This window comes from Cobetia sp. 5-11-6-3 (assembly GCF_013374055.1).
Taxonomy (GTDB): domain Bacteria; phylum Pseudomonadota; class Gammaproteobacteria; order Pseudomonadales; family Halomonadaceae; genus Cobetia; species Cobetia marina.
In genome coordinates this window covers 1-24,342 of record NZ_BLWJ01000009.1, presented here as the reverse complement: position 1 = coordinate 24,342, position 24,342 = coordinate 1, and the positions used below count along the sequence as shown (strand labels likewise).

The window sequence follows — 24,342 nt, the reverse complement described above, 5'->3', positions numbered from 1 at the left end:
CTCAATGGACACTCGCAGTCAGGCAATGGGCAGGGAATGGCCGCACGGCACTGGCGGAGGTAGCTGCAGGGCTTCAAGAAAAGCGTATCGGACCTGCTCAAGCGTCGAATCTGCTTCAGGGAATGCAGGTTGGCGCACGACGCTTCAGCACGTCCGATACCACGACGGCCCCGCCACGCAGGCAGGGCCGTCGAGTCATGCACGGCTGGTGATATCACGCCCGCAAGGGACAGACATCATCAGGCGCACAAGGCGAAATCAACCGCGCGGGCAGATTTCGTTGTCGCCGAAGAAGTAGGCGATTTCGCGAGCAGCGGATTCCGGCGCGTCAGAACCGTGAACGGCGTTGGCGTCGATGGAAGTGGCGAAGTCTGCACGGATGGTGCCAGCTTCTGCTTCCTTCGGGTTGGTAGCGCCCATCAGGTCGCGGTTCTTGGTGATGGCGTCTTCGCCTTCCAGCACCTGGATCATGACCGGGCCGGAGGTCATGAAGCCGACCAGCTCACCGAAGAAGCCACGTTCGCTGTGCTCAGCGTAGAAGCCTTCGGCCTGTTCCTTGGACAGGTGAACCATCTTGGAAGCGACGATCTGCAGACCGGCCTTCTCGAAGCGAGAGTAGATCTCGCCGATCACGTTCTTGGCGACGGCGTCCGGCTTGATGATGGACAGAGTACGCTGGGTCATGGTGAATCTCCTGAGACAAGCTTTGAAGAGCCGCACGGCCTGGGGCCTTGCGGCGGAAAAAGGGCTCTGTCGACGCAGGGCTCGACAAAAGTGGGCGGCATTATAGCTGCTCGCGTCATCCACTGCATCCATCATGCGGATACTGGATGACGCGCGGATGGCAGGCGTCTTGTCTGCAATGACGCTCTACGCGCTGAGCCAGCTCTACACGCTGAAGCTGGATCTACACGCTGAGCCAGGTCTACACGCTGAAGCTCTCGCCACAACCACACTCGTCCTTGACGTTGGGGTTGTTGAAGCGGAAGTAGCGGTTCAGACCGTCCTTGACGTAGTCCACTTCGGAGCCGTCGAGCACGGCCAGCGCTTCGCTGTCGACATAGACAGTCGCGCCGTGATCGACGAAGACGACATCTTCCTCGTTGGCCTCATCGGCGAAGTCGAGCACGTAGCTGTAGCCGGAGCAGCCGCTGGGCTTGACCGAGACGCGCAGGCCAAGGCCGTGGCCGCGCTCGGCCAGCACGACACGGATCTGGTCGGCGGCGGAGGGGGAAATCGACAGGTGTGCCATGAGCAGTCTCCCGGGTCAGGCGCGCAGCGAGGTCAGGGCATGCCTGAGCTCGCCGAGCGCGGATTCAATGTCGGCGGCGGTGGTGAAGCGTCCGAAGCTGAAGCGCAGTGACGCCAGCGCCAGTGGACGGGGCACCCCGATGCCGGTGAGTACGAAGGACGGTTCGACACTGGCGGAATTGCAGGCCGAACCGGTGGAAATCGCGATGCCGCGCAGTGCCATCAGCATCGCCTCACCGTCCACGCCGTCGAAGGCGAGGTTGAGGATGCCGGGGGCGCTGACGTCTATATCGGTATTGAAATGCACGCCTTCAAGGCCGGATAGTCCGGCGACGAATTGCTGGCGCAGCGCGATCAGGTGCTGGTGGTCGGCATCGAACTGTTCGGCGCACAGGCGGTAGGCCTCGCCCATGCCGACGATCTGATGGGTGGGCAGGGTGCCGGAGCGCATGCCGCGCTCATGCCCGCCGCCGTGGATCAGGGCCTCGACCTTGATCTGCGGCTGACGTCGCACGTACAGCGCGCCAACCCCCTTGGGGCCGTAGGCCTTGTGCGCGGACAGCGACAGCATGTCGATGGGCTGTCGGCTGACATCGAGCTGCACCTTGCCGGGAGCCTGGGCGGCATCGACATGGAAGGCCGCGCCATGCGAGCGGGCGATATCGCCGAGGGCATCGAGATCATTCAGGCTGCCCAGCTCATTGTTCACTGCCATCAGCGATACCAGGATCGTGTCGGCGCGCAGAGCGTCACGCAGGCTCTGGGGGCTGATGCGGCCATCCGGCTGCGGTGCGATACGCGTGACCTCGAAGCCCTCGGCTTCCAGCGCACTGGCGGTATCCAGAATCGCCTTGTGCTCGATGGTCGAGGTGATCAGGTGACGCCCACGCTCGGCATTGGCGCGCATGTAGCCGGTCAGCGCCAGGTTGTCGGCTTCGGTGGCACCGCTGGTCCAGACGATCTCGCGCGGGTCGGCGCCGATGGCGTCGGCTACCTGACGGCGCGCGCCCTCGACCGCCTGCTCGGCCAGCCAGCCCGGCATGTGACTGCGCGAGGCCGGGTTGGCGAAGGTGCCGTCCTGCGTCAGGTGACGCATCATCAGCTCGGCGACGCGTGGGTCGACGGGCGTGGTGGCAGCATAGTCAAGGTAGATCGGCTGGGACATGGTGACTTCCTGAAGACATGACGAACGGGTTCAGCTGCCGGGCATGACGGTGATCGGTGTCGGCTCGCAGGCCTTGCGCTGACGACTGGCAATCTGGCGAACCTCCTCACGTGCGACCAGGTCCGCCAGGCTGATGCCATCGAGAAAGCCATGGATCTCATCGGACAGGTCACACCACAGATGGTGCGTGAGGCAGGTGTCGCCTGCCTGACAGTCCGAGAGTCCCTGGCAACGGGTGGCATCCACCGATTCATTCACGGCATCGATGATGCGCGCCACGGAGGTGCTTTCCAGCTCGACGTCCAGCAAGTAGCCGCCACCCGGGCCGCGTACGCTCTTGACCAGCCCGGCACGGCGCAGGCGAGCGAACAGCTGCTCGAGATAGGACAGGGAAATGCCTTGGCGCACGGAGATGTCGGCAAGGCAGGTCGGACCACAACTGGCATGAAGCGCCAGATCGAGCATCGCGGTGACGGCGTAGCGTCCCTTGGTGGTCAGGCGCATGGCGGAACTCGTGAGCTGGTGGAGCGAATGGCATCGGCGACAGGGCCGCAGTGTCGGCGCCGTCTGCAGGCAGACGGCGCATCAGACTGTCCATTATGGTGAGACGCGGCGAGGGGGTCAATCCCGACTGATTTGGTCAACTTTATCCGTGCTGGCGCTCGGACTCGCCATGACCGGAGGCGCTGGGTGTGGCGTCGGCTTCGCGGGTGACCGGCCGGGCCTGCGGACGCTTGTCCGCGGGCTCACCACCACAGGGGCCCAGCTCATCGATCAGCTGCGCGAAATCGGCATCATCCAGCTCGGGAAGGTGGCCGGCGCGATAGCTGGCATCCAGCTTGCGCAGCGTGCCGCACATCTGTTCGATCCGCTTGTCCACCGCATGCATGTGATCGAGCATCGCGTGCATGGAGCGCGCGACCGGGTCGGGCATGTCCTGGCCCATGCCGTAGGCATCGAAGCCGAACTTCTCCTTCATGGCTTCGCGGCTTTCCGGATCGACGGGCGGCTCCTCCGCCACGTCCGGTTCGGCGCGCTTGACGATCTTGCCGGGAATCCCGACCACGGTGGCACCGGCCGGGACTTCGCGTGTGACCACGGCGTTGGAGCCGACCTTGGCCCCGGCGCCGACCGTGAACGGGCCGAGAATCTTGGCGCCGGCCCCGACGATGACGCCATCGCCGAGGGTCGGGTGACGCTTGCCGGCATTCCAGGTGGTGCCGCCGAGGGTGACGCCGTGATAGAGCGTCACGTCATCACCGATCAGCGCCGTCTCGCCGATCACGACGCCCATGCCGTGGTCGATGAAGAAGCGGCGTCCGATGGTGGCACCGGGATGGATCTCGATGCCCGTCAGCCAGCGCATCAGGGTCGAACCGGTGCGCGCCAGCCACTTGGCGTTGTGACGCCACAACCAATGATTGATGCGATGCGCCAGCAGGGCGTGCAGACCCGGATAGTTGGTCAGGACTTCAAAGAAATTGCGTGCCGCCGGGTCGCGAGCAAAGACGCTGTTGATGTCTTCACGCAGTCGAGTGAACATGGCGTGTCCTCAAAGAGTGCGGTTTGCCGCGTCGGTCTGTGCCAGGCGGACCTGCTTGTCGACTGACGAGAGAATCCCGCGCAGGATGTTGATTTCCATGCTGTCGGGGCGGGCGCGCAGGTACAGTCTGCGCAGGCGTGCCATCAGCTGGCGCGGTTGTTCCGGGTCCAGGAAATCGATGCTGATCAGCGTCTTTTCCAGATGCTCGAACAGGCGCTCGAGGTCTGCGTGGCTGGCCAACGGACTGTCCCAGTCGATGCCGAATGGCTGGTCATCCTCGGCCCGCGGGGTCTCGCCGGCGGCTTCCTGATCAGCCAGCCATGCCTGGCGGCACTCGTAGGCCAGCACCTGCACGGCCGCGGCCAGATTCAGCGAGCTGAAGTCCGGATTGGTCGGGATGTGGACGTGACGATGGCAGCGTTGCAGCTCTTCATTGGAGAGCCCGGAATCCTCGCGCCCGAACACGATGGCCACGCGGGCCTCCGGCAGGCGGGTCTCATCGGCCAGGGTGGCGCCGAAGGCGCGCGGCGTGATCATCGGCCATGGCAGATTGCGGGAGCGTGCGCTGCACCCGACCACCAGACTGCAGTCCGCCACGGCCTCTTCCAGCGTCTCATGCACGTGGGCATTGGCGACCAGAGTATCGGCACCGGAGGCGCGTGAGGCGGACTCCTGACATTGCACCTGACAGCGCGGCGCGACCAGAGCGAGGTCGGCCAGGCCCATGTTGAGCATGGCGCGGGCTGCACCACCGATGTTGCCGGGATGGCTGGTACCGATCAGGACAATGCGCAGACGTTCAAGCATGAGGACTTCCAGGATAGCGATTGAAGGGCGGGGCAATCGACGCGGCCCGGACACCGGGCAGGGCGGGACGTGCGTCAGGACCCGATATCCTAGCATGAAGCCGGCGCGGGGAGCAGTCAGGCGCTTACCGATCAGGCCGGCTCTCTTCGCCGAAGGTCGGGGATGGCGATGGCAGCCGGGCGTCGCATCTGCTAGACTTCGCCGTCCTGTTGTAGCGTATTCGCTCTCCTGCATTGCCGACCCCCGTGTCCGGCAGGTGCCATGAGCGTGGCCGTTGCACCCGCTGGCAGATTCCCGGGCCAGCTGCGTTACACACCGTTCTTTAACAGCTTCCGACTCGTCAAGGCCTTGATCATGCATCCGATGGTCCAATTTGCGCTGCGTGCTGCACGCGGCGCCGCAGAGCAGTTCGTCCGTGTTCGTGAACGTATCGAAGTCGCGCGCAACGACAACGATCTCGATACCTTCATCGCTGACACCGCACGCCGCGCCGAAGCGCACATCGTGCGTCAGCTGGAACGCGGCTATCCGCAGCACGGCCTCTCCGGCCGTTACACCGACCATCGTGATGGCGAAGGCCAGGGCGCTGACTACCACTGGCGCATCGAGCCGGTGCACGGGTATTCCAACCTGGCATCCGCCTCTTCCGGCTTCGCGCTGTCCGTGGTCTGCCTGTTCAAGGGGCGTGCCGAGCACGCCGTGGTCATCGCGCCGTTCACCGACGAAGAGTACATCGTCAGCCGTGGTCGTGGCGCCCAGCATTCCGGCCACCGTATCCGCGTGACCAATGCCACCTCCATCGAAGGTGCGCGTCTGGCGATGGGTCTGCCGGAAAGCTGGCAGCGTCCGCGTCACCTGGCCACCTACCTGTCCATTGTCCAGCAGGTCGGCCCGCAGCTCGATACCCTGCGTGCCAATGGCTGTGCACTGCTGGATGTGCTCGAACTGGCCGCCGGCCGTGTCGATGCCGTCTACGTGCTGGGTCTGGAAGCCGGTGACAGCGAGATCGTCAGCCTGTTCCTGAAGGAATGTGGCGCACTGGCCGGCAGCGCCGATGGTACGCCGGTTGTCGTGGCGGAAGGCACGCTGATGGCCGCGGGTGCTCGCCTGTACAAGGCGCTGGCGCAGACCATGCAGCCGCACCTGTAAGATGCCGTGATTCGCAGTCCTGCCAGCCGCAGGACGACACGGAGAACGAAAAAAACCCCACCTCTTGCGAGGTGGGGTTTTTTTGTGCCTGGCGATCCGTGCCGGGCTGTCGAGCGAGGCGCTTACGGCGCGCCGTCCTCGAACTGCTCCTTGGGCGGGGGAATCAGATCCACGCGCTTCAGGCCGACCACCAGCAACAGCGCCGCTGCCACGTAGATGGACGAGAAGGTCCCCGCGACCACGCCGATGATCAGCGCGATGGCGAAGTTGTGGATCATGTCGCCGCCCAGGAAGAATAGCGCCAGCAGCACCAGCAAGGTGGTGCCGGAGGTGGACAGCGTGCGTGACAGCGTCGCGTTGATCGCGTCATTGAAGATCGACGGCATGTCATCGGTACGCGATTTGCGAATGTTCTCGCGAATGCGGTCGTAGACGATGATGGTGTCGTTCAATGAGTAGCCGATCACGGCCAGCACCGCGGCCAGTACCGTCAGGTCGAAGTCGAGTCCGAACAGGGCGAAGATGCCCAGCAGGATGATGACGTCGTGACCCAGCGAGATGAGAGCGCCGAGGGCGAACTTGTACTGGAAGCGGAAGGCCACGTAGACCATCACCACGGCCAGGGCGAGCAGCATGCCGAGACCGGACTGGTCACGCAGCTGATCACCGACCTGAGCACCGACGAACTCGGCACGGATCAGGTTCACGCTATCGCCGGTGGCCTGCAGGTGCGCCACGATGTCATTGCCGATGCCGGCCTCGAAGCTCTGCTGCAGACGCACCAGAATCTCGTTGCTGGCACCGAAGGTCTGGACCGAGACGTCCTTGTAGCCGGCGGCTTCCAGTGTCTGGCGTACGCTGTCCAGCGCCGGCGCCGCCTGGTATTGCACTTCCACCAGGGTGCCGCCGGTAAAGTCGAGGCCCAGGTTCAGGCCGTGAATCACAAGGGCGCCAATGGCCACGATCGTCAGCACGATGGAGACGATGAAGGCCGCGCGCCGCTTGCTCATGAAGTCAAACTGTCGCATCACGATGGCCCCTCAGATCCAGAGTTTCTTGAGTGTCTTGCCGCCAATGGCAAGATTGATGATGCCGCGCGAGACCATGATCGCCGTGAACATTGACGTCAGGATGCCGATGGACAGCGTGACCGCGAAGCCCTTGACCGGGCCACTGCCGATGGAGAACAGGATCACCGCGACCAGCAGGGTGGTGATGTTCGCATCGACGATGGAGGTGAAGGCGCGTTCGAAGCCGGTATGCACGGCCTGGTGCAGCGGCATCTTGGAGCGCATTTCCTCGCGGATACGCTCGAAGATCAGCACGTTGGCATCCACCGCCATGCCCAGCGTCAGCACGATACCGGCAATGCCCGGCAGGGTCAGGGTAGCGCCCAGCATCGACATCGCGGCGATCAGGATCGCCAGGTTGGCGGTCAGGGCCACGTTGGCGACGACACCGAAGGCCTTGTAGCGGGCCAGCATGAACAGCACGACCAGCAGCAGGCCCAGCTCGACGGACAGGATGCCGCGCGAGATGTTCTCGGCACCCAGGCTCGGGCCGATGGTGCGTTCCTGCACGAAGTAGATCGGCGCGGCCAGCGAGCCGGAACGCAGCAGCAGCGACAGCTCCTTCGCCTCGGTCGGAGAATCCAGACCGGTGATGCGGAAGCTGTTGCCCAGCGCGCTCTGGATGGTCGCCAGACTGATCAGACCCTTCTCGGTGTAGGGGATGCGCTTCTCGACTTCCTCGCCATCCTCCATCACGGTGCGCGTGCGGGTCTTGTGCTCGATGAACAGCACCGCCATGTTGCGGCCGATGGCAGCACGCGTGACGCGGTTCATGATCGAGCCACCGGTGCCATCCAGGTTGATGTTGACCTGCGGACGGCCACTTTCATCGAAGCTGGTGCTGGCGCTGGAGACACTGTCACCGCTGATGATCACGTCCTTCATGATGTTGGCGGTGCGCCCCGGCTGGTTGCGGAAGGCGAAGGTTTCCATCTCGCTGGAGGGCGTGTCGCTGGCCGCTTCGAGACGGAACTCGAGGTTGGCGGTGGCACCCAGTACGCGCTTGGCGGCGGCAGTGTCCTGCACGCCCGGCAGCTCGACCACGATGCGGTTCGGGCCCTGACGCTGCACCAGCGGCTCGGAGACGCCCAGCTCGTTGACGCGATTGCGGATCGTGGTCAGGTTCTGATTGACCGCGTAATCCTGAATCTCCTTGATGGCGGCGGTCGTCAGAGTGAGATCCAGTACGGCCCCACGATCGACATCGCGCTCATCGTATTCGAAGTTCTGGAAGTCGCGCGAGACCAGTGAACGTGCCTTCGAGCGGTCTTCGTCGTCGGAGAAGGTCAGGCTCAGCGTGCCATCGTTGACCTCACTGCCGCGGTAGCGGATACGCTCCTCGCGCAGAGTTTCCTTGATGGCGCTGGCGTTGACTTCCAGGCGTTGCTTGACCGCGGCGTCCATGTCGACTTCCAGCTGGAAGTGGACCCCGCCGCGCAGATCAAGCCCCAGCTTCATCGGCGAGGCGCCGAGACTGGAAAGCCACGACGGCGTGGCATCAGCCAGATTCAGCGCGACGATGGCGTCATCGCCAAGGGTGTCGCTGATCAGTTCCTTGGCACGCAGCTGCTGGTCGTTGCTGGTGAGGCGAATCAGGCCGGTGGAACCATTGAGTTCCTCGGATTTGGGCGTGATGCCGGCGTTTTCGAGGGCGCTGGTGGCGCGATCGAGATCTTGCTGGTCGATGGCATCGGCGCCGCTGGCGGCACTGATCTGCACGGCCGGGTCTTCGGGGTAGAGATTCGGCAATGCGTAGATCACGCCGACGGCAAGTACCAGGCAGATCACCAGGTACTTCCAAAGCGGATAGCGGTTGAGCATGGCAGCCCTGTCCTTGGTGGAGCGGGAGAGAAATAGCATGCTGCCGGCACAGGGGCCGGCAGCAGGAGGGAGATCAGATGGACTTGATGGTGCCCTTCGGCAGGACCGCAGCCACGGCGGACTTCTGCACGTTGACTTCGTTGCCTTCGTTCAGCTCCATGGTGATGAACTGCTCGCTGACCTTGGTGATGCGGCCGACCAGGCCACCACCGATGACGATCTCGTCACCCTTGGCCAGGTTGCTGATCAGGTTCTTGTGTTCCTTGGCGCGCTTGGACTGCGGACGCCAGAGCAGGAAATAGAAAATGACCACGAAGCCGACCAGCATGACGATCTGGCCGATGGCGCCGCCGCCGGCGACAGCCGCTTCGGCTTCCGCGTGTGCGGCAGGAATCAGGAATTCCAGCATGTGTATCTCCAGAGGTTACGAGTGAACTGTTGTTATGCAATGAGCGTGATTCGAGCGCTGCTTCACGCCTGTCTCGAGTCAGATACCAAGGCGACCGGAGCGGGTTGCTCTCCGGTCGCGCTTCGATTCGATCAGTCGGCCAGCGGCGGCACCGGCAGGCCGCGCGCGGCATAGAACTGTTCCACGAAGTCCTGCAATGTACCCGCTTCAATTGCACCGCGCAAACCAGCCATCACGGTCTGGTAGTAGCGCAGATTGTGGATGGTGTTGAGCATGGAACCGAGCATTTCTCCACAGCGATCAAGGTGATGCAGGTAGCCGCGTGAGAAGTTGGTGCAGGTGTAGCAATCGCAGTCCGGGTCCAGCGGTGACGTATCGTGCTTGTGGACGGCATTGCGGATCTTGACCGTACCGGTCGGCGTGAACAGGTGGCCGTTGCGCGCGTTGCGGGTCGGCATCACGCAATCGAACATGTCGACACCACGGCGCACGCCTTCCACGAGATCCTCCGGCTTGCCGACACCCATCAGGTAGCGCGGCTTGTCCTCCGGCATCCACTCGGGAAGGTAGTCGAGCACCTTGATCATCTCGTCCTTGGGTTCGCCCACGGACAGGCCACCGATGGCGTAGCCATCGAAGTCGATCTTCTTCAGGCCCTCGAGGGATTTCTCGCGCAGGTCCGGATACATGCCGCCCTGGATGATGCCGAACAGTGCCGAGGGGGAATCGCCATGGGCATCGCGGGAGCGCTGGGCCCAGCGCAGTGACATCTCCATCGACTTGCGGGCTTCGTCATGTGTGGCCGGATACGGCGTGCACTCATCGAAGATCATCACGATGTCGGACCCCAGCGAGCGCTGGACGGCCATCGACTCTTCCGGGCCCATGAAGACCTTGGAGCCATCCACCGGTGAGCGGAAGTGAACGCCCTGTTCGGTAATCTTGCGCGTCTTGCCCAGCGAGAAGACCTGGAAGCCGCCGGAATCGGTCAGGATCGGCTTGTCCCATTGCGCGAAATCATGCAGGTCACCATGCGCTTCGATGACTTCCGTGCCCGGGCGCAGCCACAGGTGGAAGGTGTTGCCGAGGATGATCTCGGCGCCGATCTCCTTGATGGATTCCGGTGTCATGCCCTTCACGGTGCCGTAGGTGCCGACCGGCATGAAGGCCGGGGTTTCCACCGTGCCGCGCGGGAAGGTCATGCGGCCGCGTCGCGCGCGACCATCGGTGGCGAGCTTCTCAAAGCTCATGAAGCATTCTTTGCGCATGGTTCTCTCTAAGGCTTGGCGGCGAAACAGGCCGCAGCGGGTGTGGGGCTAGCGTAAGCCACGTCGTGTTAACTGCGCATGACGTGGCTCATGTGATGAGGTATCGCTCGGGTCAGGCGCGTTCCAGCAGCATGGCATCGCCATAGCTGAAGAACTGGTAGCGCTCCTGCACGGCAGCCTGGTAGGCGGCCATGGTGTGCTCGTACCCGGCGAAGGCCGAGACCAGCATCAGCAGGGTCGATTCCGGCAGATGGAAGTTGGTGATCAGCAGATCCACCACCTGCCATTCATAACCGGGGTAGATGAAGATGTCGGTGTCACCGGAGTAAGGTGCCAGCTCGCCACCGTGGGCCTTGGCAGCACTTTCAAGGCATCGCACGCTGGTGGTGCCGACAGCGACGACGCGACGGCCGGCGGCACGAGCGCGGGCGATCGTGTCACAGGCTTCCTGACCGACCTCGATCCACTCGCTGTGCATGTGGTGCTCGAGAATGCTGTCGACACGCACCGGCTGGAAGGTGCCGGCACCGACGTGCAGGGTGACGAAGGCGGTCTCGATGCCTTTCTCGGCCATGGCGGCCATGATCGGCTCATCGAAGTGCAGGCCAGCCGTCGGTGCGGCCACGGCGCCATCGCGCCTGGCATAGACCGTCTGGTAGCGCTCGCGGTCCGACAGCTCGTCATCGCGGGTGATATAGGGCGGCAACGGCATGTGACCATGCTGGTTGAGCAGCTCGATCATCGGCGTCTCGCCGTGGAAGCGCAGCTCGAACAGCGCGTCCTGCCGACCTTCGACCACGGCGGTGATGCCGCCTTCGAAGATCAGCTCGGTGCCCGGCTTCGGCGACTTGCTGGAGCGGATGTGCGCCAGACCACGGTGTGCATCCAGCGGACGCTCCAGCAGCATCTCGATCTTGCCGCCGGAGGCCTTCTGGCCGTGCAGGCGCGCGGGGATCACGCGGGTGTCATTGAAGACCACGACATCGCCGGGTTCCAGCTGCTCGAGCAGGTCAGGAAAGTGGCGATGCACGATCTCGCCGCTCTTGCCGTCCAGGTGCAGCAGACGGCAATCACTGCGCTGCTCGGAAGGGTAGCGGGCAATCAGCTCATCCGGCAGACTGAAATCATAATCACTGCGCTGGAGCGGGCGCTCGGAAGCGGAGGGGGCAACGCCAGAGGCATCGCCGGAATCGATTCGTGACATGGCCAACGGAAACTCTGGTGGCACGGCGCGCAGAAGGCGCTCCGCTGCAATGGAGATACCCTGCTCGCAGGCGTTCATGCCGTTAGCGCGTCTGTCTGTCTGCCCGCTCTCGAGCGGCAGTGGTCAGGGGCGATACGCAGGATGGACTGGCGAGCCTGGGCAGGCGAAAAAGGTCGCTCATGATACCGAATGGCATGGCTCGCGCGAAGTCCCGTTTTCGAACGACCTGTCCCGCTCAGTGCGTGAATCCGTCGCTGGGATGCGCTGCATGTGTCTGATCTGGCGTGAAAACTCGTTGACCTCGGCGTAGGCTTCCGTATAATTTCGCTCCATTGCCGGTGTGGCGGAATTGGTAGACGCAGCGGATTCAAAATCCGCCGCTTAATAGGCGTGTCGGTTCGAGTCCGACCACCGGCACCATCTTGAAAACAGTCGCTCACGAGCGGCTGTTTGCGTTTCTGGCCTTCGCCTCAGATTCATTGCTCTCAACTTCATTGCCTTGTGATCCCAGAGCACTCTTCTTTCTATTTCCTCTCTCCTCTCTGTCCTTTCTTCGCGCTCTTGCCAGATGATGGTCTGGGTGTCTGAGGCATAAAAAAAGCCCCGACCGGATGTCGGGGCTTTCTTGTCTCTGGCGCATCTGCCGGCGATTCACGCCTGATGTGGAACGCTCTTGACGCGTCGGTAGATGCTGTTGCTTGCGAGGGAAGGGTCAAGGAGTGCAATGCGCGTGCTCTGTATCGCGAGTTCCTGGCGCAGGGTAGACCACATGCCGATGAACTCGCGGCAATCCTGGCAGTTCACGAGATGGTCGGCGGATGGTGCATGGTATTGATAGTCCATCTTGAGGCCGGAACATACCGGACAACACAGAGCCGCTCGAGCTTTCCCTTTCATTTCTCCTCTCCCTCTCAGCATTCGGCTGAATTCGGTGAGGTTCAGCGTAGTGGTCTCATTTCCTTGAGTTCGCGAGCTTGCCAGTCATCAAGATTCGTAAGCCCACCAGCTCAGGCTTACGGATCTTTCTGGCCGCGTGGCATAGCCCCCACACTCGCGAGTCATCCTCTGACAGGGCCTTTCCCTGGCTGCACTTGCCTGTGCACTTAGCCCATCACTACGCTGAACTCGCCGCTCTCCCTGAGCAGCGATTATGAAATTACTGATTATTGAAAACTTGTACAAGAGTTAATTTGTTGCACAAGTTTTCAGGTATGTAAGATCGTGTACTTCAAGATAGTCTCATATCAAGATGTTCTCATGTAATGTGGCGTTCGATCGTTCTGATTCGCTGGCGACGCTGTCCGGCTCGCTTGATGGTTCACGTCATGTGCAAGACCAATGTCGCCTACATGACATGGTGATGTCGCTGCCGGGCCAGTCTGACGCTTGGTACAATCGGGCGTATCCGCTGGAGCTGCAGAGGGGAAGGCTGAACACGGAAAGCGCTCTCATCCCGTCAGCCATCGCGGGCAGGGGATTCAGAACCTGTACTGAACTTGAATGGAACTCGCGTGATGCTCGAGGGGCGCCTGGCGGCGAACCGCTGTTCAAGCATCGCTTTCACGAACTGCCATGGAACATGGAAAGACTGTCATGCATTGGATGCCACTGAATCTGTGGTTGTCACTGGTTGCGCTGTGCGCCATGGGGGCGATGTCGCCCGGGCCGAGTCTGGCGATGGTGCTTCGCCACACGCTGGGAGGTGGCAGAAGTGCGGGAGTCGCCGCCGGTATCAGCCATGCATTGGGGGTCGGGTTGTATGCCGCGCTCACCGCCTGGGGACTTGGTGCCTTGATCGTTCATTATCCGGGCATGTTCCAGGCGATCATGATTCTGGGGGCGGCCTATCTGGCCTGGTTGGGCGTCAAGGCATTGCGGGCGGGCCGTGGCGGGGCGCTTGAGGCTCAGGCCGTCACCACATCCCGTTCCATGGCGATTCGCGATGGTTTCATGGTGGCGCTGGCCAATCCCAAGCTGATCCTGTTCTTCGTGGCGCTGCTCAGTCAGCTGATCACGCCGGAGATGAGCGAGATGGGCAAGTGGCTGGTGGTCGTGACGGCGATGGGCATCGACGGTGCCTGGTATGTGCTGGTGGCGATGGCACTGTCGCACTCTCGGGTGTTGCCTTGGCTTCAGGCGCGGGCGGTATGGATCAATCGCCTGACCGGTATCGTGTTGCTGGCGTTGGCGCTGCGGGTCGTATGGGGTGTCTGACCGGCGCATGTCGGGAGTGACATGCACCGTTGAGGAATGAGATTGCCTGGTAGAAGACGGCCGCCCTGACAGGTGATGTCAGGGCCGCGTTGCGTTGCAGGGGGTGGCTGGTGGAGCCGGAAGATCACGGAGTGAAGATGTCGGAGTAATCCTTCACGGGAACCCGGATCTGCTGGTCCGGACGTGCCTGAAAGTGCAGGGTCACGGGGATTTCATCGCCTGACGAGATGGGCTGAGTCAGCCCAGTCAGCATCAGATGGGGCCCACCTCCCGGCCGCATCTCCAGTGGGGACTCGGGGGAGAGGGTCAGGTGTCCCAGCTGGCGCATGTGCATCCGGCCTTCGCGCATCTGCATCTCGTGCAGCTCGATGCTCTGCGCCACGGGAGAGCTGGCGCCTGTCAGCGTGACCTTGCCTCGGGGGAGCGAGAGCGTGATATAGAGTGCAGCGGTCGTCGCGCCCGGAGGCGTGGGTAGTGCGAAGGCATCTTCCAGTACGGGATTTTCCAGCATGGGGTCTGTCGCCACGGGGGGCGTCGCCGTGCTTGCATCGGTGCGCATCCACAGGATGCCGCTCATGGCGATTGCCAGCATCAGGCTCGCGCGTGAGAGTCGTGTCACGTGGTGTCGTCTCCTTGGCCTTTCATGGCAGTACCCGTGCCAACAGATGGCGGGGTGACATGCCCGGCGGCAGCCCATGTACGCCAGTGGCGCCGGGGATGTCGGTGCCTGCCAGTCGTGTGGCGCAGAAGGCCTCGGCCACGTCGGCAGGGGCATGGCGAATCAGCAGGGCAGCCTGCCATAGCACGGCCAGTGACTGGACCAGTTGCCGGGCTCGGGCTTCCTCGGCGTGATGAAGGAGGTTGCCGCGTTCGAAGGTGGCCAGTGCGGCGTCATAGCGAGGACTCTGCCCCCGGGCGTCCCTGAGCTCGCTGAGCAGCGCCTCGCCTGCGTCGGGGTGACGGGCCAGAGTGCGCAGGACATCCAGACACAGCACGTTTCCAGAACCTTCCCAGATGGCGTTGACAGGGGCTTCGCGATACAGGCGCGCTGTCAGGTGTTCCTCTATGTAGCCATTGCCGCCCAGGCATTCCATGGCCTCTGCCAGCAGTGGCGGTGCACGACGATTGTGCCAGTACTTGGCGATCGCCGGCGCAAGGCGGGCCAGGGGGCGCGCATCCGGTTCCCGTGTGGCGTCATCGAACTGTCGCGCAATGCGCAGACACAGTGCGATGCCGGCTTCGACTTCCAGTGCGATGTCTGCCAGCACCTGCTGCATCAAAGGTTGACTGGCCAGCGGCTTGCCGAAGGCATGACGTTGCTGGCAGTGGTGCAGTGCCTCGACCAGTGCCTGGCGCATCAGTGCCACCGGTGCGGTGGCAGCATCCAGTCGGGTCTGGTGGACCATCTCGAGAATGGTGGTGATGCCACGTCCTGGCTCACCAAGGCGCTGCCCTCGCGCATCGACCAGCCGGACTTCGCTTGAGGCGTTGGCGCGATTGCCGCACTTGTCCTTGAGGCGTTGCAGTTGCAGGCCATTGTGGCTGCCATCCTCCCGTCGCCTCGGTACCACGAAGCAGGTCAGCCCTTCCTCGAGCTGCGCCAGAGTCAGAAAGGCATCTGACATCGGGGCACTCATGAACCACTTGTGACCGTTGAGGCGATAGCCTTCACCCTCAGCGTGTGCCTGTGTCAGGTTGCTACGGACGTCGCTGCCGCCCTGACGTTCCGTCATGGCCATGCCGAAGGTCGCGCAGTGCTTGTCGCGAGGGGCACAGGTTCTCGGGTCGTGGCTGCGGGCCCGCAGGCGAGGGCCCCAGAAGGCGGCCAGAGATTCATCCTGACGCAGCGCGGGCCAGGCGGCATGGGTCATGGTGATCGGGCAGCAGAAACCGGGTTCGGCCTGGGTGAGCAGGTAAAGGGCGGCGACATGGGCCTGATGTCCTCCGCAGCCTTCCGCCTCCCAGGCGACACTGTGCCAGCCACCTTCCAGAGCGATGCGCATCAGCCGGTGATAGTCGGGGTGATACTCGACGTCATCCCGCCGCCGCCCTTGTGGGTCATGGGTGTGGAGGACCGGCGGATGCGCATTGACGGCAAACCCCATCGCGCGGGTCTCTAGCGTGCCCACCTGCGCCCCGAGGTCGGCCAGGCGAGTGAGCAGGTCCGCCGAGAGCCCAGGCGCGTGGCAGCGCAGCGCCTCACGCAAGGGGAGGTCATCGACGAAGGCATGGCGCAGCGGTGGTGCCGATTGATTGAGCACCTCATCGCGCCATGGAGCAGGCCGCTCCTCTTCACGAGAGTGCTCAGTCGAGGACGCAGGCAGCGAGTCGGGCATCGTGGGGTCCTGTCATGAGAGGTATGCCTTGAGCGTAGAACACCTGCGGCCTGCTGGCGGAGTGGAAGGCAGCTGCGTCGCATTCTGCTACCGTGGGGGCATCAGTCGGTGCGTGGCATCGCGACGATCAGCACAGGGAAAGGACAGGGTACGGTGATCCAGGACGAAATCATTCAATTGGTTGATGCACGCAATCGCCCATGCGGTACGGCTCCTCGTCGCCAGATGCGACGTTATCGCTACTGGCATCGAGCGACCTATGCCTTCGTGCTCAATGCCAGTGGAGAGCTGTGCATTCAGAAACGCACCATGAGCAAGGAAGTCTTTCCAGGGTATTTCGACCTCGCCAGCGGAGGTGTGGTCGGCGCGGGCGAAGCGGTCCACGTGGCCGCACGACGCGAGCTGGAGGAGGAGATCGGTGCCCGGGGCGTCGCGCTCAGACATTGCTTCGATTTCTGCTATCGCGATGCCACCAATCATGTCTATGGCAGCGCCTACCTCGCACGTTATGACGGTCCCTTGACGCTTCAGGCCGAGGAGGTGGCTGACGCCTTCTGGGTGACACCGCAACAGGCGCTGGAATTGCATCCTTCAACGCCGGACAGCCGTATGGCGCTTGAACGCCTCATTCGTGAGGGCTTTCTCGTCTCTGCCATGGAAGAGTAGGCAATGATGGCCTGTCGGCGGCGCGCCATGTCCCTGCGCGCGCCTGCATGTGCTTTCTCTGTCCCACTCTCCCTACCACTCTCTGTGCTGGAGTCTGCGCATGAATGCCAAGGTATCGCCCCAACAGCTGGAAGAGGTGGAGGTTGCACTGTCGAGCGTGCTGGCGGGCAAGCCGCATCAGATCCGGCTCGCTCTGTGCTGCCTGCTGTGTCAGGGCCACGTGCTGATCGAGGATCTGCCCGGGCTTGGCAAGACGACGCTGGCCCAGGGGCTGGCGCGTCTGATCGGCACCGACATGCAGCGCGTCCAGTTCACCAGTGATCTGCTGCCCGCCGACATTCTCGGCGTGTCGGTCTTCGACCCTCGTGAGAGCGCCTTCCATTTCCATCCGGGCCCCGTCTTTCACTCGCTGGTGCTGGCGGATGAGATCAATCGTGCCACGCCCAAGACCCAGAGTGCGCTGCTGGAGGCCATGGAAGAGCGACAGGTGACCGTGGAGGGCGAGACGCGTCGTCTGCCGGAGCCTTTCTTCGTCATCGCCACTCAGAACCCGCTTCAGCAATCCGGTACCTTCCCGTTGCCTGAGTCCCAGCTGGATCGCTTTCTGATGCGTCTTTCGTTGGGATATCCAGAGCCTGCGGCTGAGCGAGAGATACTGAGAGGCAATGCCGGTCGCCAGCACATCGAGGCGCTGCGTCCCCTGTTGCCGCTCGAGGTACTGCGCGAGTGGCAGGCATCCGTGACGCGCGTGCGTCTCTCTGAACCGCTGCTGGATTACCTGCAGGCACTGGTCGCTGCCACACGGTCGTCGCCGGAAGTGCCTTACGGCCTGTCGACGCGAGGCGTGCTGGCATTGGCCAACGCCTCGCGTGGCTGGGCGTTGCTCGCGGGGCGTGACTACGTGCTGCCAGAGGATGTCCAGGCCGTCTGGGCGCCGGTGGTCGGCCATCGACTGAGCGAGGGCAGTGTCGCGGAGGGAGATGCCGTGGCTCGCCATCTGCTGGGGCAGGTGGCGGTGGTGCCTGCATGACACGAGCGGCCAGTGTCGGACCATGGGGCCGACTCAAGGCGCGCATGTTGCGCAGGATGTCCATCGCCGGCGGTGAGGCGCTCCATCATGCCCGTCTGATGATCCTGCCCACGCCCTTCGGCCTGTTCTGGGCGGTGCTGGTGTGCATGCTGCTGCTGCTGGGGATCAACTACGAGAATTCCCTCGCGCATGCGCTCGCATTCTGGTTGTTCTCGCTGGCGGTGATCAGCATCTTTCGAAGCTGGCGCAATCTTGCCGGTGTGCGCGTCCAGTTGATCGCGGATGGCGAGGCCTACGCAGGCGGTGAGTTGCGCCTGCTGGTCCGGCTGAGCGGGCGGGCGCGGGCGCGCGCCATCGATGTGCGTCTCGGGAATAGTCGTCAGCGTCTCGAGATTCATGCCGGAGAGGGCAGTGCGCCTATGGGGCTGCCGGTCGCTCTTCGTGGGCAGTTCACCTTGCCGCCATTGACGCTGGAGTCTCGCTGGCCGCTGGGGCTGGTGCGTCTGTGGTCCTGGGTCGCGATCGAGATGCCGGTGATGATCCACCCCTGTCCGCAGATGCCGGCCGCACCGCAGGGCAGTCGCAATACGCTGGAACAGGTCGAGCAGGGCGACTTCGCCGGCCTGCGTCGCTATGTGGCCGGTGATCCACCGGCGCATGTGGCCTGGAAGCACTGGGGGCGCAGCGGTGAGCTGGTCACCAAGCGTTTCGAGACGCCGGCACGCCCCTCCTTGTGGCTGGACTACGAGGCGTGCCATGGCGACATGGAACAGCGTCTCGGCGAATTGACGGCACGCGTGCTGGCGGCGGAGAAGTCACAGGCGACCTATGGGCTGCGCCTGCCGGGCCAGACGCTGGCCATCGCCAGTGGTGGGGCGCATCGGCGACGCGTACTGGAAGCGCTGGCCTTGTTTGGAGGAGAGACGGTGCTGCCCTGGGAGGTTCAGCAGCAGGCCGTGGCGTCTCGAGAGCTGGCCGGGAGGGCAAAGACATGACGCGAGCACATGGCAATGTCTCTCGCCGCTGGTGGCAACGCAAACCTCTGACGCCTGATCAGGCGCTTGGCTGGCTTGAACTGCGCCACCTGTTCATTGGCCAGTGTCTCGTGCTGGCGCTGCATCTGTTGTGGATGCCGATCTGGCTTGCACTCCCTGCGCTGCTGGCGGCGCTATGGCGGTTTCAGCAATTGCGCGCCCGCGTGCCGCGTGCCGGCATTCTGCTGCGGCTGGCGGCGGTATGTCTGGTGGCAGCAGGGCTGTTTCTGGAATACGGGCAGATGTTGCGCCTGGAGGCGATGATCGGCCTGCTGGTGGGAATCTATCTGCTCAAGCTGCTGGAAACTGACAGCCTGCGTGATGGTCGCGTGGTCTGTGGGCTGGGGTTTGTCGTGCTGGCCTCCGCATTCCTGCATGATCAGGGGCCGGTGATGGCAGCTGCGGCGATTCTGGCCGCTGGCTGGCTGATCGGTGGTCTGGTCCTGATCGCCGGAGCGCGCCGCAGTGGTGAGGCACTGCGTGAGACTTGCTGGTTGATGGGCTTGTCATTGCCGCTGATGCTGGGATTGTTCGTGCTGTTTCCCCGTCTGCCGCCACTCTGGAACGTTCCTCAGCTGGAAGAGGCCACGACCGGTCTGACGGATAGCGTATCGCCCGGTGATATCGCAGCGCTGGGGCGCAGTGACGAGCTGGCTTTCCGAGCCCGTTTCGACGGTGCCTTGCCGGCAGCTTCAGAGCGCTACTGGCGTGTCTATACCTTGAGTCTGTTTGATGGCGTGCGCTGGTCACGTGCCTCCCCTGATAGGCTGCAGAGTGCGTTGGGTGGGCCGGCGTCGCGCTATGCCGTGCGTGGCAGGGGCGTGGGCGGCGGCAGCCCCCGGCACCGTTATGAGCTGTTGCTGGAGCCGGACCCGCGCCCTTGGCGGCCAAGCCTCGGCGCTCCGTTGTCGAGTGATCAGGAGGCGCGTTATCTGGTGGACGGCACTCTGGAAGGGATGTCGTCACTCAACACCCGTGCATTGCTGAAATTGAGTTCCTCCGGTCAGCCTCCCTTGGCGGCACCACAATGGATGCAGCGTCTGGATCTGCTGTTGCCTGAGGATGGCAACCTCCGTGCTCGCGCATTCGCTCGTGATCTGATGCATCAGGCGGGTGGAGACCCCCAAGGCTTCCTTCGCCTCCTGTTCCAGCATTTCCATCGTCAGCCTTACCACTACACCCTCACGCCCCCGCGTCTTGAGGGCATGAATCGTGTGGACGATTTCCTGTTTGATAGCCTGCAGGGGTATTGCACGCATTACGCATCGACTACCGTCTTTCTGGCGCGGGCAGCAGGAATCCCGGCGCGCATGGTGGCGGGCTATCTCGGTGGAGAGGCGCAGGGTGGCGCCGCGAGCGGTGAGCGTGAGTTGAGCATTCGGCAGTATGACGCCCATGCCTGGGTCGAGGTGTTCCATGGTGGGCGCTGGCACCGGTTCGACCCGACGGCGGCGGTGGCTCCCGAGCGTATTGCCCAGGGGGCGCTCAGTCTGCAAGGTCAGCCGGGTTTCATGGCAGATGCCGGTCTGCGCGCCTTCACGCTGAATAATTCCATGCTTCGTGATCTGAGGCGTCAGTGGGAGCGTTTCGAGTACCGCTGGCAGCGAAGTGTCGTGGGGTTCCGCCTGGAACAGCAGCGTAGTCTGTGGCAGCGGATGTTCGGCGAGTTTCGCTGGGAGTGGCTGGTCTGGGGGGTACTCGGATTGCTGGCCTGTGTGGTACTGGTAGGGGCGGTGCTGGTGCTCTGGTCTGGCCGTGAGGTAACGACACATGCCGGTGTCAGAGCCTACCGTCGTCTGGCGAAGCGTCTGGAGCGCTCCGGGCTTGGCCCTGGCCCGGGTGAGGCGCCCGGCAGTCACCTGCGGCGTGTCGCACGGCTGCAGCCGGATAATGTTAAAGAATTGTTACAGTTGTCGGAAGTCGTTGAACAATGGATTTACAATGATGACGCGCAAGAGGGCGCTTCTCATGCCGGCGGCTCGTCTTCTCGTAGCATGCGTCGCCAGTGGTCAGCGTTATGCCGTAAGTTGTCATAGTTCACGTTTTCCATCGTGGTGGTGTGTGATTCCTTGTTTTCTGGGTATTTTTCGAGATTAGGTATCTCAGTCTCGTTGCGTGGCACCACTACGGAAAATTGCTAGGTTGCGGTAAGTGTTTTTGTGTATCAAAATGTAACCATCTGATTTTGTCGATCATGCCATTGCGCCCTTCGCAGCATGATGCAGCACCTTTCCCCAGCAGGAGTAAGTCCCCATGGTTCAGGTCATTCGCACAGAAGGCACAGTACTTGTTGTTTCCGCCACTAACGAGTCGCAGCGTGTCGTCGATGGAATGACGCTTGAACCTACTGCCACCCTGATCGCGCCGCAGGGAGCGATCATCGTGCTGGAAGACGGTTCTCGGTTGGTGGTGCCGCAAGGGGCCCCGATCGGTATCGAGGTGCTGCTCGCTGAGTCTCGCGATGACGCACCTGTCGACCCGACGGTAGAAGCATTGCGCGAAGCGATTGCCCGAGGCGAAGACCCGACGGCCATCCAGGAGGCACCGGCAGCGGGGGAAAATGCAGGGTCTCCGGGCAGCAGTCGCAGTGGCTTCCTGGATGCCTCTGGCGTCGGCCGGGATGGCCGTGTCGAGCGCACTTCCTACGAATATGAAGGTGGGTTCACCGATCCCACCTATACCGATGAAGACGAAGATGGCCTCGGGTTGGATCCTGAGTCGACGGAAACCGACCTGGCCTTGACCGTCGATGCGCCGGCGCTGACCTCCGACACCACGCCGACCATCGTCGGCACCACCGACGCCGAAGACGGCAGCACCGTCACGCTGCTCATCACCGACAGTGACGGCAACGAGCAGACCGTTACCGCGACCGTCGAGAACGGCACCTATACGGTTGACGCCGAGACCCCGCTGAGCGAAGGCGAGTACAGCGTCGAAGCCACCGTCACCGACCCGGCCGGCAACACCGCGACCAGCAATGACGTGGGCGAGATCGACGCAAGCGCGCCGAGCCTGACCGTCGATGCGCCGGCGCTGACCTCCGACACCACGCCGACCATCGTCGGCACCACCGATGCCGAAGACGGCAGCACCGTGACCCTGGTCATCACCGACAGTGACGGCAACGAGCAGACCGTCACCGCGACCGTCGAGAATGGCACCTACAGCGTCGATGCCGAGACGCCGCTGAGCGAAGGCGAATACAGCGTCGAAGCCACCGTCACCGACCCGGCCGGCAACACCGCGACCAGCAATGACGTGGGTGAGATCGACGCAAGCGCGCCGGCTCTGACCGTCGATGCGCCGGCGCTGACCTCCGACACCACGCCGACCATCGTCGGCACCACCGATGCCGAAGACGGCAGCACCGTGACCTTGGTCATCACCGACAGTGACGGCAACGAGCAGACCGTCACCGCCACCGTCGAGAATGGCACCTACAGCGTCGATGCCGAGACGCCGCTGAGCGAAGGCGAGTACAGCGTCGAAGCCACTGTCACCGACCCGGCCGGCAACACCGCGACCAGCAATGACGTGGGCGAGATCGATCTGTCCGCTCCGGCTCTGACCGTCGATGCGCCGGCGCTGACCTCCGACACCACGCCGACCATCGTCGGTACCACCGATGCCGAAGATGGCAGCACCGTCACGCTGCTCATCACCGACAGTGAAGGCAACGAGCAGACCGTTACCGCGACCGTCGAGAATGGCACCTACAGCGTCGATACCGAGACGCCGCTGAGCGAAGGCGAGTACAGCGTCGAAGCCACTGTCACCGACCCGGCCGGCAACACCGCGACCAGCAATGACGTGGGCACACTGGTTGGCAGTGATTCTGGCGCGGTAACAGAGGATGGCGTTACCGAAGCTTCTGGCACGCTTGTCGATGTTGAAAGCACCGATGTGGTCGCTGGCTCCCAAAGCGATGATTACGGCACTTTCAGCGTCAATGAGTCAGGTGAGTGGACCTACACGCTCGATAACGAAGCCGCTGCCGTCCAGGGGCTGGATGCAGGCGATACTGTCAGCCAGTCATTTGTGGTCGAGCTGAGCGATGGGACGACCACCACGGTCGACATCGTCATCACCGGCACCGACGACCTGCCGGTCATCACGGCCGATTCTGGCGCCGTGGAAGAAGACGGCACTCTGGAAGCCACTGGCACGCTGACCGCCACGGATGCCGACAACCCGGATCTGGCCTTCGTCGCCGCCACCGATGACAGTAGTGTCTACGCCAGCTTCGAGGTCGCCGCCGATGGCAGCTGGACCTACACCCTCGACAATGACGCGACGGAAACCCAGGCACTGGCTGCCGGCGAGACCGTCACCGAGACCTACACCGTCACGCTGAGCGATGACTCGACCACCACGGTCAACATCGTCATCACCGGCGTGGACGACGGCGCCGTGATCTCTGATGACAGCGGTGAAGTCACCGAAGACACCACCCTGGAAGCCAGCGGTACGCTGACGGCCACGGATGCCGACAACCCGGATCTGGCCTTCGTCGCCGCGACCGATGACAGCAGTGTCTACGGCAGCTTCGAGGTCGCCGCCGATGGCAACTGGAGCTACACCCTCGCCAACGACTCGGCCGCGGTGCAGGGCCTGACGCCGGATGACACCATCCGCGAGCAGTACACCGTCGCGCTGACCGATGGCTCGACCACCACGGTCGACATCGTCATCACCGGCACCGACGATGCCCCGGTCATCACCACCGATGCAGGCGCGCTGGAAGAAGACATCACCCTGGACGCCAGCGGTACGCTGAGCGCTTCTGACGCCGACAATGCCGATCTGGCCTTCGTCGCCGCGACCGATGACAGCGACTACGGCACCTTCACGGTCGATGCCGAGGGCAACTGGAGCTACACCCTCGCCAACGACTCGGCCGCGGTGCAGGGCCTGACGCCGGATGACACCATCCGCGAGCAGTACACCGTCGCGCTGACCGATGGCTCGACCACCACGGTCGACATCGTCATCACCGGCACCGACGACCTGCCGGTCATCACGGCCGATTCTGGCGCCGTGGAAGAAGACGGCACTCTGGAAGCCACTGGCACGCTGACGGCCACGGATGCCGACAACCCGGATCTGGCCTTCGTCGCCGCCACCGATGACAGCAGTGTCTACGGCAGCTTCGAGGTCGCCGCCGACGGCAGCTGGACCTACACCCTCGACAATGACGCCACCGAGACCCAGGCACTGGCCGCGGGCGAGACCGTCACCGAGACTTACACCGTCGCGCTGACCGATGGCTCGACCACGACCGTCACGGTGACGATCACCGGTGACAATGATGCCCCGGTGATCCGTGTGGACGCGGACGACAGTGCCGCGGCCAGTCTGACAGAAGCGAATGC

The 24,342-nt window shown here is 63.3% G+C and carries 20 protein-coding genes and 1 tRNA gene; 8 read left to right on the top strand and 13 right to left on the bottom strand.

Annotation, left to right across the window (positions count from 1 at the left end):
• Positions 1 to 258: 258 nt before the first annotated feature.
• The 6 genes from ndk to trmJ form a co-directional block, all read right to left on the bottom strand.
• A complete protein-coding gene (gene ndk / locus HXS66_RS14450; protein WP_043333812.1) occupies positions 259 to 684 on the bottom strand; it encodes a nucleoside-diphosphate kinase in 426 nt (141 codons plus the stop codon).
• A gap of 241 nt (positions 685 to 925) precedes the next feature.
• Positions 926 to 1,252: an iron-sulfur cluster assembly accessory protein gene (locus HXS66_RS14445; protein ID WP_077380057.1), complete on the bottom strand. Its 327-nt coding sequence runs from the start codon at positions 1,250 to 1,252 to the stop codon at positions 926 to 928.
• A gap of 15 nt (positions 1,253 to 1,267) precedes the next feature.
• Entirely contained in the window at positions 1,268 to 2,416 is a 1,149-nt protein-coding gene (locus tag HXS66_RS14440; RefSeq protein ID WP_176503933.1) for an aminotransferase class V-fold PLP-dependent enzyme, read from the bottom strand.
• 30 nt (positions 2,417 to 2,446) lie between these two features.
• Positions 2,447 to 2,920 carry a Fe-S cluster assembly transcriptional regulator IscR gene (iscR, locus tag HXS66_RS14435; RefSeq protein ID WP_077380053.1) on the bottom strand — a complete coding sequence of 158 codons (474 nt, stop codon included), beginning with the start codon at positions 2,918 to 2,920 and terminating at the stop codon, positions 2,447 to 2,449.
• Positions 2,921 to 3,062: 142 nt separating this feature from the next.
• Complete coding sequence (cysE, locus tag HXS66_RS14430; RefSeq protein WP_077380051.1) at positions 3,063 to 3,959, bottom strand: serine O-acetyltransferase; 897 nt, start codon at positions 3,957 to 3,959, stop codon at positions 3,063 to 3,065.
• Between the two features lie 9 nt (positions 3,960 to 3,968).
• Positions 3,969 to 4,766 carry a tRNA (cytosine(32)/uridine(32)-2'-O)-methyltransferase TrmJ gene (trmJ, locus tag HXS66_RS14425; RefSeq protein ID WP_077380049.1) on the bottom strand — a complete coding sequence of 266 codons (798 nt, stop codon included), beginning with the start codon at positions 4,764 to 4,766 and terminating at the stop codon, positions 3,969 to 3,971.
• Positions 4,767 to 5,120: 354 nt separating this feature from the next.
• On the opposite strand from trmJ, the gene HXS66_RS14420 reads away from it, so the two are divergent.
• On the top strand, positions 5,121 to 5,915 hold the full coding sequence (locus tag HXS66_RS14420) for an inositol monophosphatase family protein (protein WP_077380047.1): 795 nt from the start codon (positions 5,121 to 5,123) through the stop codon (positions 5,913 to 5,915).
• Between the two features lie 122 nt (positions 5,916 to 6,037).
• Here the strand turns inward: HXS66_RS14420 and secF are convergent, their stop codons facing one another.
• The 5 genes from secF to queA all read right to left on the bottom strand — a co-directional run bounded on the left by secF (position 6,038) and on the right by queA (position 11,687).
• Positions 6,038 to 6,943, bottom strand: coding sequence for a protein translocase subunit SecF (gene secF / locus HXS66_RS14415; RefSeq protein WP_077380045.1), 906 nt, complete (start codon positions 6,941 to 6,943; stop codon positions 6,038 to 6,040).
• A gap of 12 nt (positions 6,944 to 6,955) precedes the next feature.
• The gene (gene secD / locus HXS66_RS14410; protein WP_077380043.1) at positions 6,956 to 8,806 is read right to left on the bottom strand and encodes a protein translocase subunit SecD; all 1,851 of its coding nucleotides are present in this window, start codon (positions 8,804 to 8,806) and stop codon (positions 6,956 to 6,958) included.
• A 73-nt stretch (positions 8,807 to 8,879) separates the two neighbouring features.
• On the bottom strand, positions 8,880 to 9,215 hold the full coding sequence (yajC, locus tag HXS66_RS14405) for a preprotein translocase subunit YajC (RefSeq protein WP_077380041.1): 336 nt from the start codon (positions 9,213 to 9,215) through the stop codon (positions 8,880 to 8,882).
• A gap of 131 nt (positions 9,216 to 9,346) precedes the next feature.
• Positions 9,347 to 10,483 (bottom strand): tRNA guanosine(34) transglycosylase Tgt, encoded by a 1,137-nt coding sequence (gene tgt / locus HXS66_RS14400; RefSeq protein ID WP_084207905.1) that lies wholly within the window; start codon positions 10,481 to 10,483, stop codon positions 9,347 to 9,349.
• A gap of 112 nt (positions 10,484 to 10,595) precedes the next feature.
• Positions 10,596 to 11,687 (bottom strand): tRNA preQ1(34) S-adenosylmethionine ribosyltransferase-isomerase QueA, encoded by a 1,092-nt coding sequence (gene queA, locus HXS66_RS14395; protein ID WP_077380204.1) that lies wholly within the window; start codon positions 11,685 to 11,687, stop codon positions 10,596 to 10,598.
• A 334-nt stretch (positions 11,688 to 12,021) separates the two neighbouring features.
• Here queA and HXS66_RS14390 point away from each other — a divergent pair.
• Positions 12,022 to 12,107, top strand: a tRNA-Leu gene (locus HXS66_RS14390).
• 1,182 nt (positions 12,108 to 13,289) lie between these two features.
• Positions 13,290 to 13,901 carry a LysE family translocator gene (locus HXS66_RS14385; RefSeq protein WP_084209598.1) on the top strand — a complete coding sequence of 204 codons (612 nt, stop codon included), beginning with the start codon at positions 13,290 to 13,292 and terminating at the stop codon, positions 13,899 to 13,901.
• Positions 13,902 to 14,025: 124 nt separating this feature from the next.
• Here HXS66_RS14385 and HXS66_RS14380 read toward each other — a convergent pair whose 3' ends face one another.
• Both HXS66_RS14380 and HXS66_RS14375 read right to left on the bottom strand, forming a co-directional pair.
• Positions 14,026 to 14,520, bottom strand: coding sequence for a copper chaperone PCu(A)C (locus HXS66_RS14380; protein WP_176503932.1), 495 nt, complete (start codon positions 14,518 to 14,520; stop codon positions 14,026 to 14,028).
• Between the two features lie 22 nt (positions 14,521 to 14,542).
• Complete coding sequence (locus HXS66_RS14375) at positions 14,543 to 16,237, bottom strand: acyl-CoA dehydrogenase family protein (RefSeq protein ID WP_176503931.1); 1,695 nt, start codon at positions 16,235 to 16,237, stop codon at positions 14,543 to 14,545.
• 153 nt (positions 16,238 to 16,390) lie between these two features.
• Here HXS66_RS14375 and HXS66_RS14370 point away from each other — a divergent pair, with 153 nt between their 5' ends.
• The 5 genes from HXS66_RS14370 to HXS66_RS14350 all read left to right on the top strand — a co-directional run.
• Positions 16,391 to 16,903, top strand: a complete 513-nt coding sequence (locus HXS66_RS14370; RefSeq protein ID WP_254696562.1) for an NUDIX hydrolase — start codon at positions 16,391 to 16,393, stop codon at positions 16,901 to 16,903.
• Positions 16,904 to 17,003: 100 nt separating this feature from the next.
• On the top strand, positions 17,004 to 17,933 hold the full coding sequence (locus tag HXS66_RS14365; protein WP_077380031.1) for a MoxR family ATPase: 930 nt from the start codon (positions 17,004 to 17,006) through the stop codon (positions 17,931 to 17,933).
• A gap of 44 nt (positions 17,934 to 17,977) precedes the next feature.
• The gene (locus HXS66_RS14360) at positions 17,978 to 18,928 is read left to right on the top strand and encodes a DUF58 domain-containing protein (RefSeq protein WP_170877499.1); all 951 of its coding nucleotides are present in this window, start codon (positions 17,978 to 17,980) and stop codon (positions 18,926 to 18,928) included.
• A complete protein-coding gene (locus HXS66_RS14355; RefSeq protein ID WP_176503930.1) occupies positions 18,925 to 21,003 on the top strand; it encodes a DUF3488 and transglutaminase-like domain-containing protein in 2,079 nt (692 codons plus the stop codon). Before HXS66_RS14360 ends, HXS66_RS14355 begins: the two co-directional genes overlap by 4 nt.
• Positions 21,004 to 21,220: 217 nt before the next feature.
• A partial coding sequence (locus HXS66_RS14350) for a retention module-containing protein (RefSeq protein WP_176503929.1) occupies positions 21,221 to 24,342 on the top strand: 3,122 nt, incomplete at its 3' end.

Coding starts and splice junctions, on each gene's coding strand:
- secF (WP_077380045.1), bottom strand. CDS start 6,943: ATGCGACAGTTTGACTTCATGAGCAAGCGGCGCGCGGCCTTCATCGTC.
- iscR (WP_077380053.1), bottom strand. CDS start 2,920: ATGCGCCTGACCACCAAGGGACGCTACGCCGTCACCGCGATGCTCGAT.
- HXS66_RS14420 (WP_077380047.1), top strand. CDS start 5,121: ATGCATCCGATGGTCCAATTTGCGCTGCGTGCTGCACGCGGCGCCGCA.
- yajC (WP_077380041.1), bottom strand. CDS start 9,215: ATGCTGGAATTCCTGATTCCTGCCGCACACGCGGAAGCCGAAGCGGCT.
- queA (WP_077380204.1), bottom strand. CDS start 11,687: ATGTCACGAATCGATTCCGGCGATGCCTCTGGCGTTGCCCCCTCCGCT.
- trmJ (WP_077380049.1), bottom strand. CDS start 4,766: ATGCTTGAACGTCTGCGCATTGTCCTGATCGGTACCAGCCATCCCGGC.
- HXS66_RS14445 (WP_077380057.1), bottom strand. CDS start 1,252: ATGGCACACCTGTCGATTTCCCCCTCCGCCGCCGACCAGATCCGTGTC.
- cysE (WP_077380051.1), bottom strand. CDS start 3,959: ATGTTCACTCGACTGCGTGAAGACATCAACAGCGTCTTTGCTCGCGAC.
- HXS66_RS14365 (WP_077380031.1), top strand. CDS start 17,004: ATGAATGCCAAGGTATCGCCCCAACAGCTGGAAGAGGTGGAGGTTGCA.
- ndk (WP_043333812.1), bottom strand. CDS start 684: ATGACCCAGCGTACTCTGTCCATCATCAAGCCGGACGCCGTCGCCAAG.
- HXS66_RS14375 (WP_176503931.1), bottom strand. CDS start 16,237: ATGCCCGACTCGCTGCCTGCGTCCTCGACTGAGCACTCTCGTGAAGAG.
- HXS66_RS14355 (WP_176503930.1), top strand. CDS start 18,925: ATGACGCGAGCACATGGCAATGTCTCTCGCCGCTGGTGGCAACGCAAA.
- secD (WP_077380043.1), bottom strand. CDS start 8,806: ATGCTCAACCGCTATCCGCTTTGGAAGTACCTGGTGATCTGCCTGGTA.
- HXS66_RS14360 (WP_170877499.1), top strand. CDS start 17,978: ATGTTGCGCAGGATGTCCATCGCCGGCGGTGAGGCGCTCCATCATGCC.
- tgt (WP_084207905.1), bottom strand. CDS start 10,483: ATGCGCAAAGAATGCTTCATGAGCTTTGAGAAGCTCGCCACCGATGGT.
- HXS66_RS14385 (WP_084209598.1), top strand. CDS start 13,290: ATGCCACTGAATCTGTGGTTGTCACTGGTTGCGCTGTGCGCCATGGGG.
- HXS66_RS14440 (WP_176503933.1), bottom strand. CDS start 2,416: ATGTCCCAGCCGATCTACCTTGACTATGCTGCCACCACGCCCGTCGAC.